Annotated in this window: 13 protein-coding genes and 1 pseudogene; 8 read left to right on the forward strand and 6 right to left on the reverse strand. The window is 67.2% G+C overall.

The window, feature by feature from the left end:
* Positions 1-4: 4 nt before the first annotated feature.
* From sigJ to MHN80_RS02765, 4 genes and pseudogenes are all read right to left on the reverse strand, one after another.
* Positions 5-907 (reverse strand): RNA polymerase sigma factor SigJ, encoded by a 903-nt coding sequence (sigJ, locus tag MHN80_RS02750; protein ID WP_239399384.1) that lies wholly within the window; start codon positions 905-907, stop codon positions 5-7.
* Positions 908-916: 9 nt separating this feature from the next.
* Positions 917-1,570, reverse strand: a complete 654-nt coding sequence (locus MHN80_RS02755; RefSeq protein ID WP_239399386.1) for a LysE family translocator — start codon at positions 1,568-1,570, stop codon at positions 917-919.
* Positions 1,571-1,694: 124 nt separating this feature from the next.
* Complete coding sequence (locus MHN80_RS02760; RefSeq protein WP_239399388.1) at positions 1,695-2,123, reverse strand: hypothetical protein; 429 nt, start codon at positions 2,121-2,123, stop codon at positions 1,695-1,697.
* Between the two features lie 317 nt (positions 2,124-2,440).
* Positions 2,441-3,360 (reverse strand): annotated as a pseudogene (locus tag MHN80_RS02765) (FAD-dependent oxidoreductase).
* A 185-nt stretch (positions 3,361-3,545) separates the two neighbouring features.
* Here MHN80_RS02765 and MHN80_RS02770 point away from each other — a divergent pair.
* The 8 genes from MHN80_RS02770 to fdhD all read left to right on the forward strand — a co-directional run bounded on the left by MHN80_RS02770 (position 3,546) and on the right by fdhD (position 10,355).
* Entirely contained in the window at positions 3,546-4,076 is a 531-nt protein-coding gene (locus MHN80_RS02770) for a hypothetical protein (RefSeq protein WP_239399390.1), read from the forward strand.
* Positions 4,077-4,537: 461 nt separating this feature from the next.
* Positions 4,538-6,025, forward strand: a complete 1,488-nt coding sequence (locus MHN80_RS02775) for a PepSY domain-containing protein (RefSeq protein ID WP_239399392.1) — start codon at positions 4,538-4,540, stop codon at positions 6,023-6,025.
* A complete protein-coding gene (locus tag MHN80_RS02780; RefSeq protein ID WP_239399394.1) occupies positions 6,022-6,573 on the forward strand; it encodes a copper chaperone PCu(A)C in 552 nt (183 codons plus the stop codon). The genes MHN80_RS02775 and MHN80_RS02780 overlap by 4 nt, the downstream gene beginning before the upstream one ends.
* Positions 6,574-6,595: 22 nt before the next feature.
* The gene (locus tag MHN80_RS02785) at positions 6,596-7,783 is read left to right on the forward strand and encodes a Dyp-type peroxidase (RefSeq protein WP_239399396.1); all 1,188 of its coding nucleotides are present in this window, start codon (positions 6,596-6,598) and stop codon (positions 7,781-7,783) included.
* A 53-nt stretch (positions 7,784-7,836) separates the two neighbouring features.
* Positions 7,837-8,229, forward strand: a complete 393-nt coding sequence (locus MHN80_RS02790; RefSeq protein WP_004023548.1) for a phage holin family protein — start codon at positions 7,837-7,839, stop codon at positions 8,227-8,229.
* On the forward strand, positions 8,226-8,975 hold the full coding sequence (locus tag MHN80_RS02795; RefSeq protein WP_239399398.1) for an SIMPL domain-containing protein: 750 nt from the start codon (positions 8,226-8,228) through the stop codon (positions 8,973-8,975). Before MHN80_RS02790 ends, MHN80_RS02795 begins: the two co-directional genes overlap by 4 nt.
* Positions 8,976-8,989: 14 nt before the next feature.
* Positions 8,990-9,439 carry a D-aminoacyl-tRNA deacylase gene (dtd, locus tag MHN80_RS02800; RefSeq protein WP_239399399.1) on the forward strand — a complete coding sequence of 150 codons (450 nt, stop codon included), beginning with the start codon at positions 8,990-8,992 and terminating at the stop codon, positions 9,437-9,439.
* A 40-nt stretch (positions 9,440-9,479) separates the two neighbouring features.
* Positions 9,480-10,355 carry a formate dehydrogenase accessory sulfurtransferase FdhD gene (gene fdhD, locus MHN80_RS02805; protein WP_239399400.1) on the forward strand — a complete coding sequence of 292 codons (876 nt, stop codon included), beginning with the start codon at positions 9,480-9,482 and terminating at the stop codon, positions 10,353-10,355.
* On the opposite strand, the gene MHN80_RS02810 is transcribed toward fdhD, so the two are convergent.
* Positions 10,324-11,457 carry an ABC transporter ATP-binding protein gene (locus tag MHN80_RS02810; RefSeq protein ID WP_239399401.1) on the reverse strand — a complete coding sequence of 378 codons (1,134 nt, stop codon included), beginning with the start codon at positions 11,455-11,457 and terminating at the stop codon, positions 10,324-10,326. The two genes, fdhD and MHN80_RS02810, sit on opposite strands and share 32 nt — an antisense overlap.
* A gap of 52 nt (positions 11,458-11,509) precedes the next feature.
* Positions 11,510-12,817, reverse strand: coding sequence for an ABC transporter substrate-binding protein (locus MHN80_RS02815; protein WP_239399403.1), 1,308 nt, complete (start codon positions 12,815-12,817; stop codon positions 11,510-11,512).
* Between the last annotated feature and the right edge of the window lie 53 nt (positions 12,818-12,870).

A 12,870-nucleotide genomic window follows, 5' to 3' on the forward strand; every position in this document is an offset into this window, starting at 1 on the left:
GTCTTCAGTTCCACATCGTGAGTTTGGCGGGGTTCATCATCAGGCGTACCTCGGCGATCGAACTCTCGACGACGCCCAGAGTGGCCACACCGATGATTCGTCCCTCGTCCCAGATCACGAACCCGAGTCCATCGGGGGTTTCCTGGTCCCGGACCACGGTCCGCGGGTGTTTGCGCAGAACGCCGATCAGGAATCGCGCCACCCTGTCGGCACCGACGACCGGGTTGCGCGCTGCGGTGACGACGCCGCCGCCGTCGGAGCGCAGCACGACGTTCGCATCGAGCACGGAAATCAGGCTCGCAAGGTCACCCGATCGCGCAGCAGCCGCGAATGCCCGGACGATCTCGTCGTGTTCGGCGCGCGGGACCTGTCGATGGCGACTCTGCTGAACCCGGCGACGGGCGGAGGTGGCCAGCTGGCGACACGCGGCGGGTGTTCGTCCGGCAATCTCTGCGATCTCGTCGAACGGCATCGCGAACACGTCATGGAGGACGAAGGCAACGCGCTCGGCAGGGGTCATCGATTCGAGCACGACGAGCAGCGCCGTGCTGACCGAGTCGTCCAGCGTGACGCGCTCGAGCGGGTCCCCGGGTCCGGACGAGGACAGCGGAAAGGCGTAGGCGGGCACCGGCTCCGGCAACCAGGGGCCTACGTACCGCTCCCGCCTGCGGCGGGCCGAGTCCAGGACGTTCAGGCAGATGCGGCCGGCCACGCGGGTCAGCCACGCTCGCGGCACCTCGATCGCGTCACGCTCCTCCTGGGTGAGCCGGTACCACCGGATGTAGGTCTCCTGCACCGCATCTTCGGCCTCGGCCACGGTGCCGAGCATCCGAAACGCCAGCGAGATGAGGTGGCGCCTCTCAGCGAACACCTCGTCGTCCGGTCCAGTGCCGTCGTCGGGATTCACGGCATCCTCCTAGGCCGGGACGCGCGTGCTGAACGCGAGTGTTCCGCCGAGTCCGCACAGCGCAATTCCACTGCCGGCGTCCAGGCCGATCCTGACCCGACGCCGAGCCAGGAGATGACGGAAGCGCGCGATGGCGAGAACGAACACCGCGTACCACAACAGTCCGATTCCGACGACGACCAGTCCGAGGACCATGACCTGCGGGGCGATCGTCGTGTCCGGCGTGAGGAACTGCGGCAAGACGGCGACGAAGAACAGGGCGGCTTTGGGGTTGAGTACGTTGGCGCCGAAGCCTTGCGCCCAGAGTCGGGGAAGGTTCGATGGAGTGCTTGGTGGGGCGTCGGTGGGGGCGGGTGCGTCGCTACTGTTTCGCCACCGGCGTCGGGCGTCGCGCAGCGCCTGGAGGCCGAGTACCACCAGGTACACGGCTCCGAGAATCTTGACGACCGCGAACGCGTATGCGCTGGCGACCAGGAGTGCCGAGATGCCGAGGGCGGCGGACCTCATGTGCACCAACAGTCCCGTCAGGCAACCGAGGGCGGCGGCGAGACCGGCATCACGCGAGTTGGCCGCGTGCCTCATCACGATGAACCAATCGGGTCCGGGAATGACGAAGGCGAGAGTGGCGGCGAGCATGAACCCCCACAGCAGATGCGTGTTCACACCGACATCCCCCAATTGTCTTCACCGCCGGCGGTCGGCCGGATCGATCGCCCGGGCCGGCCACCACCGACGAACTTCAGCGACCGGTGACCGATCTGGCGAGGATAGTTCACGAATCCGCCTCTCATTCCGCGAACCGTTCCGGTCTGATGGGAGAACCCTCAGTCGCCCTCTGCCGCGATGCTGGTGCAGGTAGAGCCAGCAGCGCCGAACACAGCAGCACCACAGACAAGGCGACGGTGTTGAGCACCGCATCTCGAGTGCTGTACATGTGCAACATCGTGACGTGGTAGATCAGATGCAGCACGTTGAACACGGAATACGCTGCCGCAGTAACGAGAACAAGCGTCCGGTTTGCCATCCGGAAGACTGCCACAGTACTCAGGGTCGCGAGCGCGAGATACATCGCTCCCACGTCCTTGACGAAGTGTTCGTTGTAGGGACCGAGCGGTGGGAGCCACTGCATCCCGAAGCCCGGGAAGGTGTCGTACCAGTGCAGCGGCGCGAAGTAGGCCCACCCGCCGACGAACAAGCTCGTGGCAGTGAGGACCACCAGGCATCCTCGCTGCACCACGTCGATTCGGACACTCATGCGTAGAATCCTCCTGCGTTCTGTGGTGGCTACGGTGCCACCCGGGTAGTGGCTCGAGATCGCGATCCGATTCCATCCGTTCGCGACGATCGCGAGCCAGGTCACCGCCGCGATCTGCTGATAGTTCAGAGCGGTGGTGGCGTCGATTCGTTTGCCTGTCAGTCGAATTCCAGCTGGGCTTCATATGGCGCCGAGAACTGCTTGGTGATAGTGACGTTCGGGAGCATCATCCTCCTTCGGAGAGCACGGAAGATGGCAGTCGAAACCTGTGGACCGAGTCAGGCGACAGTCGTTTGCTGCGAGACATTCTGTTTCTTCGCTCCCGGCCAGCTATACGATCCCGGTGTGCGGCCTTCCTTGGCAATCTGTTTCACGACCATGCGGCACACCTGCTCCTTGATGACCGCCGCCGCCTTTCCGCCGACGTACATCCCGCGCGGTGTGTCGTCTCTGCGGGATACCTGGATGGTCCCGTGATGGCGTCCGATGCTCATGTTGGTTCCGACAAAGGACTGCGCGACCGGTACGGGCTGCCGTCCGCCGATCAGGTCGAGGATGGAATCCGAAGCTCGTGCGGCGAGGGGCATTGCGGCTTGGCAGCTCATTCGCAACTACTGATTCGATGGCGCGGCAGCATCGCCGGCGGCGAAGATCCGCGAGTCGTCGACGCTCATCAGCGTCTCGTCCGCTCGGCGAGTTCCGCGGCTGCTTCGATTCCGGTCAGCCCTCCACCCACAACGCACAGCGAAGCATCGGGCGGTGTCGTGTCGAGTGTCGTACGCAGCCGTTGAGCCTGCTCGAGCTCGCCTATCGGGTAGGCGAACTCCGTTGCGCCAGGCACCGCGGCGGGGACCGTGCCCGTGCTACCCGTCGCCAGAATCAGATAGTCGTACGGCAGCGAGTCGCCGGTTGCGAGGTAGACACAGCGGTTCGGGACATCGATCCTGTCGGCAGTCCTCACCATCAGGCGGACATTCCCGCCCAAGAGTGCAGCCAGATCGACGGTTGCCGTACCACTACCGGCGACAAGCTCGTGCAATCGAACTCGGTGAACGAACTCGGCGCGCGGGTTGACGACGGTGATGTCGAGATCCGGGTTCTGCTGCAACCGATTGGCCGCGAGCGCTCCGGCGTAGCCACCGCCCACGACAACAACACTGAGGCGGTCTGAGTTGGGTTGAATCTCGCTGTAGGTCATCCGTGACTCCAGACTCTTGTTGGTTGGTACCTGTAAGACCGCGCGCACCTTGTTGCTGTGAGGTCGTCGCATCCGAATGTGCCGTAGCTCACCGAGCACCGGGACGCCGTCGCAACTGCGAGCCGGTCATCGAACCAGTGCCACGGGCTCACCGACGGCGAACTGCGCGCGGTATCCTTCGACCCATGCCAACGGCACCCCTCCTCGCAGCCCGGTTACGGGGTGTGATGGTTGGTGCGGTCTCGGGGGCGGCGGCGTTGCCGGCACACGGGCTCGGCGGCGGCATGCTCCCCTCCTCCAGTGCCATGGTGATGCTCGTCAGCGGATGCATCCTGCTGGGTGTGCTGTGCTCGCACCGCGCCGGCGCCGGGCTCGGCATGCTGATGGGCCAGCTCGCGATCGGGCAGGGCATCGGCCATCTACTGCTGATGGCCGCGACACCCGAGCATCACCACGGCGCCACGCTGTCGGCGTCCATGTTGTCGAGCCACCTCGCTGTCGCGGTGATCGCCGGCCTCGGCCTGTGGATCGCCGAGCACCTGGTGCGCGTCGTGGTCGCCTCGGTGACCCGGTGGCTCGCGGTACTCGTCACACCTGTCCCGCGAGAGCTTTCCCGTCATCAGCCGTGCCGGACGACCCTTCCGATACCGCGACGGCTGTTGCTCAGTTCAGGCGCCGGGACGCGAGGCCCGCCTGCCCTCATGCCGGCTGTCTGACCCAGCCGCCCTGCACATCCCCTGACCACTGCGCGACGGGGACATCATCGACGTCGCACTTCCCGCCCTGTCTCCCGCAGGATACGAGTCGCCGACGCACGCGAACGACCCTCCCTGCAGACTCGCAGACGCCAGGGTCGCCGACCGCCATGACCACCCCAGCCTGATTTCGACCGGTGCGTCACGGGCGGAAACCACGGCGACGCCGCCATTCCGCGTCGCCGCCCGAGGCTGCCGCCTCTCACCGGCTGCGCCATCGAGTACTTCATGCCCGGAAAGGGCGAAAAGCAATGACTACCACCATAGGTGTGGGCGAACCGCCTCAGTCACCCGACAATTCGGACCCGCCGACCCCCGACCAGTCCCCTGACGAACCACCATCGACGCCTAGCCCAGCGACGACCGCGGCGGGTGCGGCAACACATCATCCGCCACGCAGTTGGCGGCCGCTCATCGTTCGGATGCACTTCTACGCCGGCGTGCTGGTAGGACCGTTCATCCTGATCGCCGCACTCACCGGCGCGTTGTATGCGCTGTCGCCGACGATCGAGAAGGTCATCTACTCCGATGTCCTGTCCGTCGAGTCGACCGGCGAAGCCGCGCTTCCTATCAGCCGGCAGGTGGCCGCCGCCCAGGACGCCAACCCCGACCTCGCGGTCGTCTCGGTCCAGCCCGGCGCTTCCGCGACCGCGTCGACGCGTGTCAACTTCCAGGACCCGTCGCTCGGCCTCGAGGAACTGAGGTCGGTGTTCGTCGATCCGTACACCGGGAGCGTCCTGGGTGCTGAGACCACGTGGTGGGGTGCGCTGCCGTTCTCGACCTGGGTCGACATTCTCCACCGCGATCTTCATCTGGGCGCGGTGGGCAATCTCTACAGCGAGGTCGCCGCGTCGTGGTTGTGGGTAGTCGCCCTGGGCGGACTCTTCCTGTGGTGGGCCAAATTCCGCAAGGACCGGGTGCGCGACCACACGGTCCGTGGAAACCCGGCTCGCGACAACAAGTCCCGCACCGACAAAACCCGCGGTCGCCGTGCCCGGTTCTTCACGGTCGACCGGTCCGTCCGCGGGCGCGCACGCACGCTCAATTGGCACGGCGCGGCCGGGTTGTGGATTCTGGTCATGCTGCTGTTCCTGTCGGCGACCGGGATCACGTGGTCTCCCTACGCCGGGGAACACGTCAGCGAACTCCGCGCGGCGATGGCGTGGGAACGGCCCCAGCTCACCACCTCACTGACCGGTGAGGCGCCGGACGGCGGTGAACACAGCGGGCACGGTGGCGACCACTCGGGTGGTGCGGCTCAGACAGACAACGCCGGCCTCGATCTGAACGCGGCGGCGGCCGCCGCCGAGGGGGCCGGAGTCGAAGCGCCGGTGGAGATCTCGCTGCCCAGTGAGCCCGGACAGGCCCTCACCGTCAGCGAGATGGCCGCGCCCTATCGGTTCACCACCGATTCGGCCGCCATCGATCCCGCGACGATGCAGGTGAGCAGCGTCATCGACTACAACGCCGACTACTCCCTCATCGCCAAGTTCGCCGACTGGGGTATCCGAGGACACATGGGAACCCTGTTCGGTTTGCTCAACCAACTGCTCCTACTGGCCGTGGCACTCGTGCTGGTCACGATCATCATCCGTGGGTACCGCATGTGGTGGCAGCGCCGTCCGACCCGCGGGACCACGCGCCGGCCCGTCGGACGACCACCAGTGCGAGGTGGCCTGCGCCGGGCGCCGACTCTCGGTGTCGTCGTACTGGCGATCGTCGCGGTCGCCGTCGGCTGGTTCTTGCCTGTTCTCGGCGTCACCCTGCTCGCCTTCCTTGTTCTCGACGCGATGATCGGGTTCATCGACCGAGCCCGGGCACCAGGCGGTTCCCGGCAACGACCCGTCACCACAGAGCCCATTCCCTCGGCCACGACCCCGGCCGCTGCGACACCGAAGGAAACCCGATGACCACGAACCGGATCCGAACCAGCATCGTCGCCGCCCTCGCAACCGTCCTCGCGCTCAGTGCGCTTGTCGGGTGCAGCAGCGACACCGAGCAACCCGCCACTTCTGCCGACGGTCTGCGCATCACCGAGCAGTGGGTCAAGGCTGCACCATCGGGAATGACCGCGGCCTTCGGCGAACTCACCAATGACACCGGGCAAGAGATCCGGGTGGTGTCGGCCTCGTCGCCGGCCGCCGGCTACATGGAACTCCATGAGGTGGTCCCGTCGGACACCGGGGCGATGACCATGCGGCAGAAGGAAGGTGGACTCGTCGTTCCGGCGAACGGCACACTCACCCTGCAACCGGGCGGCGACCACCTGATGCTGCTCGACCTGCCCGCCGCCATCACCCCGGGTCAGGACGTCACGTTCGAGCTGACCCTGGCCGATGGTTCGACGACGTCCTTCACGGCTCAGGCACGCGACTTTCCCGGCGCCGAGGAGAACTACGTCCCCGGTCACGGTGGTGACGCACCGGCAGCCCCGACCACCCCGCAGTCCGGTGCCTGACCGGCAACCCCCTCGCACCGGCGTGAGCCGGCGGCGCCTCCTCGCCGGAGGCGCCGTCGCGCTCGGCGCCACCGGAGTCGGCGGCGCGGCGCTGACCGCCGCCCAGGCACCCGCCCGCGGCGTCGCCGAATTCGGCAGCGAGACAGTGCCTTTCCACGGACCCAACCAGGCCGGTATAGACACCCCCGCACAAACCCACGCGCTGTTCGTCGGGCTCGACCTACGCCCCGGGGCGACTCGCACCGACGCCGTATCGGTCATGCGGCTGTGGACCGCCGATGCCGCGCGCCTCACCGCTGGCCGGCCGGCGCTCGCCGATACCGAACCCGAACTCGCCACCGCCCCGGCCCGATTGACCGCCACCGTCGGGTTCGGCCCCACCCTGTTCGACCGCCTGGGACTCGCCGATCAGCAGCCCGCCTCCATTCGTCCCCTGCCGCCGTTCGGCATCGACAGGCTCGATCCCCGTTGGGGCGGTACCGATCTCCTGCTCCACCTGGGGTGCGATGATCCGACTACCCTGGCCCACGCCTGTCGCGTGCTTCTCAAGAACGTGCGCTCACTCACCACGATTCGCTGGACTCAGCGCGGGTTCCGCACGGCGCGAGGAGCACACCCGGACGGCCAGACCATGCGCAATCTCATGGGACAGGTCGACGGCACCGTGAACCCCACCCCGGGAACCGATCTCGACACGGTGGTGTGGTCCGACGGGGCCGATCGGCCCTGGTTCGCCGGCGGCACCTCGATGGTCCTGCGTCGCATCCGCATCGAACTCGACACCTGGGACGAACTCGACCCGCACTCGCGAGATCTGTCCCTCGGCCGACGGCAGAGCGACGGGGCGCCATTGACCGGCGACAGCGAGCGTGACGCACCCGATTTCGGCGCCACGAGCGCGGGCATGACCGTCATCCCGGAGAACGCCCACATCGCCCGTGCCCACCCGCGCACGTCGAGCGAGCGATTCCTACGTCGTGCGTACAACTACGACGACCCGCCCCCACCCGGGGAAACCAGCAACGCCGGACTGCTTTTCGTCGCCTACCAGCGCGACATAGACGAGCAGTTTCTCCCGGTTCAGCAGAGACTCGCCGACGCCGACGCACTCAATCAGTGGATCACCCCGATCGGATCCGCGGTGTTCGCGATCCCTCCGGGGGTAGGGGAAGGCGCCTATCTCGGGCACCAGTTGTTGGAACGGGGCTGAGACGCGGCCGTCCCTGTCCCCTACGGCGGACCCGAACTGGCAGACTGTCGCCCATGCTTGCCTTCCTCGTCCGGACCGTGCTCACCGCGGTGGCGCTGTGGGTCGCGACGCTGATCGTTCCCGGCATCGACTTCGTGGGCGGTTCGACGACCGCCGAGAAGATCGGCATCGCGCTGGTCGTCGCCGTGATCTTCGGTGTCCTCAACGCGATCATCAAGCCCATCGTGCAGATCATCGCCATCCCCTTCTACATCCTCACGCTCGGGTTGATCCACATCGTCATCAACGCGGCGATGCTCGAACTCACCGCGTGGATCACGCGCAACACGACGCACTGGGGTCTGGAGGTCGATGACTTCTTCTGGTCGGCGATCTTCGGCGCGATCGTCGTGTCGGTCGTCGGCTGGCTGCTCGCCCTGCTGATGCGCGATCCGGCCGACCGATGAACAGCTCGTCTCGCGTCACGACGCGACGCCCCGCCTTCCGGGCGATCTCGGTACTCGCGGCGCTCGCAACCGTGCTCCTGGTGGTGTCGGGGTGCGGCAGCGACACCGGCGATCAGCCCAGGTCGGTGACCGTGGTCGGGACGGGACAGGTGACCGGTACCCCGGACACCCTGCGCGCCGACATCGGCGTGGAGGCCACCGCTCCCGACGTCACGACCGCGCTCGACGAGACGAGCGCCAAGGTCACCGCCGTCACCGACGCCGTCGTCGCCGCCGGGGTGGAACGCAAGGACGTCGCGACACAGCAGGTGTCGGTGAACCCGCAGTACACCAACCCCTCCCCCGGCACTACGAGCGAGGTCGGGGGCTACCTCGCGACCAACACGATCCGGGTCACCATCCGGGACATCGCGAAGGCCTCCGCGGTCCTGAGCGCGGCCGCCACCGCGGGCGGCGACAACACCCGCATCAGCAACGTCTCCTTCGCCATCGACGACGACTCGGACCTCCTCGACCAGGCCCGCGAGGCGGCGTTCACCGACGCCCGCGGCCGCGCCGAGCAATACGCGAACCTCGCCGGCGACTCCCTCGGCAAGGTCCTGACCATCACCGAGAGCACGAGTGGCCAGGAGAAGTCCGCGGCACCGGGCACCTTCGAACGCGACGTGGCCGCGGCGCCGGTCCCGGTCGAACCCGGGCAGCAGGAACTCACGTTCACCGTGAACGTCACCTTCGCCCTCGACTGAGAGCAGAGACCGACATGCGCGCCGTACTACAACGGGTCAGCAGAGCCAGTGTGAGCGTCGACGGCGAGGTCGTCGGCGCACTCGACATTGCGCCCGGCGCCGCGGGACTCGTCGCACTCGTCGGGGTCACGCACGACGACACCACCGACCACGCCACGAAGCTCGCCGACAAGATCTGGCGGCTGCGGATCTTCGACGTCGGCGACGGTCCCGAACGGGCCGCCGCCGACCTGGACGCCCCGATCCTCGTCATCAGCCAGTTCACGCTCTATGCCAACACGGCCAAGGGCCGGCGCCCGTCGTGGAATGCCGCCGCTCCCGGACCCGTCGCCGAACCGCTGGTCGAGGCGGTCGTCGACGCGCTACGGACTCTCGGTGCCACCGTGGCCACCGGCCGCTTCGGCGCCCACATGGAGGTCGGTCTCGTCAACGACGGACCCGTCACGCTGATCCTCGACGTCTGAGACGACCGGGTCGTGCGGTCTCACGACTATCGTCGGGGTCGTGGGACGAATAACCGCACGCCGCCGCGTCACCCGCATCCGACGGGATGCCGCCCCGACGCAGCGTGCCGACACCCTCGCAGTGGAGGAGCCGCTCGAGATCCGGGTCCGCGGGACGTCCATCTCGGTGACCATGCGTACGCCCGGCAACGACTTCGAACTCGTGGCCGGCTACCTCGTCTCCGAAGGTGTGATCACGACCGGAGCGGACTATTCGACGGCCCGCTACTGCACGGGCACCGACGCCGACGGGATCAACACCTACAACGTCGTCGACGTCTCACTCGCCGCGCACGTTCCCGCGACAGCGCCCGGACTCGCGCGTGCCATCACCACGACGAGCGCCTGTGGCATCTGCGGCAAGGACAGCATCGAGTCCGTGCACACCGCGTCGGTCCGCGACCCCGGCGCCGACCCGATGACGATCGCCGCGAACGCCGTGCTGGATCTGCCCGATCGGTTGCGCGCCGAACAGACCGTCTTCGACAAGACCGGCGGTCTGCACGCCGCAGCATTGTTCGCCGCGGACGGAACATTGCTGACGGTCCGTGAGGACGTCGGCAGGCACAACGCCGTCGACAAGGTCGTCGGGTGGGCTGTACTCGCCGACCGACTGCCGCTCACCGGCACCGTCCTGCAGGTCTCCGGCCGAGCGAGTTTCGAACTCGTCCAGAAGGCCGCGATGGCCGGCATCCCGATGCTCTGTGCGGTGTCGGCACCGTCCTCGCTGGCCGTCGACGCCGCCGACGACCTCGGCATCACGCTCGTCGGATTCTCACGTGGCGAGTCGATGGTGGTCTACACGCGACCCGACCGGATCACGGCCCCAGTCACCGAACACGCCGTCACCGAACACGCGGCGGTCGCCCCGAATTGAGGTCGTGGCGGCTCGGATCGTCGAGCGCGACCCCGCTGACGGGATCGAACCAATAGGTCTCGTCGACCACCGGCGTCAATCCGAGAACGTCGCCGGCCTCGATGGTCCGCCGATGGTCGACGCGTACGACGACCCGGCTGTTCCGCAGCGACAGGTCCGCGCTGCAGTACACGAACTGCTCGGCACCGAGTTCCTCGACGAGGTCCACCGTCGCGGACAGGGTGCCGGACTGGGGAACCGCGGACACCTGCCAGGACTCGGCGCGTAACCCCACGACCACGTCGCGCGAGGCCAGCGACGCCAGCACCGAGCCCGGGACCCGCACGGTCGCATCGCCGAGTCGGACCAACTCGTTCTCGACCCGGGCGTCGATCAGGCACATCTGCGGCGAGCCCATGAAGGACGCCACGAACAGGTTGGCCGGACGGGAGTAGATCTCCCGCGGCGTCCCGACCTGTTGCAGCACACCGTGATCGAGGACCGCCACCCGGTGTCCCATCGTCATCGCCTCGACCTGGTCGTGCGTCACGTACAGGGTCGTGATGCCGAGTTCGCGCTGCATGGACGCGATCTGGGCGCGCGTACTGACCCGCAACTTCGCGTCGAGATTCGACAGCGGCTCGTCCATACAGAACACCTTGGGTCGCCGGACGATCGCCCGTCCCATCGCCACCCGCTGCCGCTGCCCACCCGACAGTTTCGCCGGCTTGCGATCCAGGAGCGCCGTGAGCTCCAGCATCTCGGCCACCTCCGACACACGGCGCGCGGTGTCCTCCTTGCCCATCCCGGCATTACGCAGCGCAAAACCCATGTTCGCGGCCACCGTCATGTTCGGATAGAGCGCGTAGTTCTGGAAGACCATCGCCACGTCGCGAGCCTTCGGGGCCACGCCGACGACGTCGGCTCCATCGATGAGGATCGCTCCGGACTCGACCGGTTCCAGGCCCGCGACCATTCGCAGGCTGGTCGACTTACCGCACCCCGACGGGCCGACCAGCACCATGAACTCACCGTCGGCGACGGCCAGATCCAGCGAGTCCACGGCCGGCTTCTGGCCGTCCGCGAAGCGTCTCGTCGCACCCTCGTAGGTCACCGACGCCACGCGTCATCCCTCCGCTCGTGTTGTGTGTCAATCGAGTCGACGCTGTGGATCATCACGGGAGTTTCGGCTTGATCTGGGTGTTGTAGATCTGGGCGATCTGCCGTTGCGTGTCGGCGAGGGTCGAGGCGACGTCGGCGTTCTGCAGACCGATCCGCTCGTACCCGGTACCGATGATCTTGTCGCCGCCGGGCACGAAGACGCGCGCGTAGTTCTGCGGCTGGGTCCGCGGCAACTGCTCGATGGCGGTGGCGAAGTTCGGGTTCTTCGCCAGGAACGCGACCATCGACGGGTCGTCCTGCGCCGCCTTGCGCACCGGCATGTACCCGACGTTCTGGGAGAAGTACGACGTGTTCTCGGTGTTGGTGATGAACTCGATGAACTTGAGGGCGTTGACCTTCCGGTCGTCGGACAACTTGGCCGGGATGGCCAGTCCGGCGCCGCCCGTCGGGCACCCCGAAACCCCCTGCGGCGCGGGCAGGAACGCCGTGCCGAACTCGAACGTGGCGTTCTCGGTGATCCCCGACAGGTCGCCGGTCGACGCGATCGTCGATGCGATGATGCCCGCACTGAAATCGCCGGCGATGTCGTTGGAGATCTTCGCGTAGCGCTTGGTGTTGATCGAATCGCTCAGGTACTGCGCGGCGGCGACCGTCTTGGGGTCGGTGAACTTCAGTTCCCAGTCGTTGGAGTAGGCACCGCCGAAGGTCCAGGTCGGGCCCTGGAAGGTCCAGCCGAGGTAGTCGACGGCGTTGCCCCACCCATGAGCGCGCTTGTCGCCACCGACCACGGTCTGGATCCGGGGGCCCCAGTCGTCGAACTCATCCCAGGTCTGCGGTCCGCGGTCGGGCAGGCCGGCCCGTCGCCACGCGTCCTTGTTGTAGTAGAACAGCGGCGTCGACCGAGCGTACGGCAGCGCCCATGTCTGGTCGTTCCACTTGTAGTCGCCCACAAGCGAATCGACGTAACCGGCGGTGTCGACACCGGCGCGGCCGAAGAGGTCGTCGAGCGGGGCGATCGCACCGATGAGCGCGAAGTTGAACCACCACACGTCGGACAGGATCATGATGTCGGGGACCGCACCGCCCGAGAGGGCCGCGTTGAACTTCTGGGCTGCTTCTTCGTAGTTCTTGCCGGCGTCGACGAGCTGGACGGTGATGCCGGGGTTGGCCGCCTCGAACCGCGAGATCAGTTCGCGTTCCACCTCGACCGACTTGCCCGGGTGGTTCGACCAGAAGGTGAGCTTCGAGGCATCACCCGACGACGAGCCGCCGTCGCCCGAGCCGGCGCAGGCCGTGACCAGGGCTCCGGCCGCCGCGGTCGCCGATGCGGCCAGGAAGCCGCGGCGGGACATGTTGATCATTGTCGTCTCCTGTCAATCATTCTTGTGCGAAGGCGTTCTCGTGCGAAGGCGTC

This window comes from Gordonia sp. McavH-238-E (assembly GCF_022348225.1).
GTDB classification, from domain to species: Bacteria; Actinomycetota; Actinomycetes; order Mycobacteriales; family Mycobacteriaceae; genus Gordonia; species Gordonia terrae.

Excerpts from the sequence above, each read along its gene's own strand:
- MHN80_RS02770 (WP_239399390.1), top strand. The coding sequence starts at position 3,546 with ATGCCAACGGCACCCCTCCTCGCAGCCCGGTTACGGGGTGTGATGGTT.
- MHN80_RS02815 (WP_239399403.1), bottom strand. The coding sequence starts at position 12,817 with ATGATCAACATGTCCCGCCGCGGCTTCCTGGCCGCATCGGCGACCGCG.
- MHN80_RS02795 (WP_239399398.1), top strand. The coding sequence starts at position 8,226 with ATGAACAGCTCGTCTCGCGTCACGACGCGACGCCCCGCCTTCCGGGCG.
- MHN80_RS02790 (WP_004023548.1), top strand. The coding sequence starts at position 7,837 with ATGCTTGCCTTCCTCGTCCGGACCGTGCTCACCGCGGTGGCGCTGTGG.
- dtd (WP_239399399.1), top strand. The coding sequence starts at position 8,990 with ATGCGCGCCGTACTACAACGGGTCAGCAGAGCCAGTGTGAGCGTCGAC.
- MHN80_RS02775 (WP_239399392.1), top strand. The coding sequence starts at position 4,538 with ATGCACTTCTACGCCGGCGTGCTGGTAGGACCGTTCATCCTGATCGCC.
- MHN80_RS02780 (WP_239399394.1), top strand. The coding sequence starts at position 6,022 with ATGACCACGAACCGGATCCGAACCAGCATCGTCGCCGCCCTCGCAACC.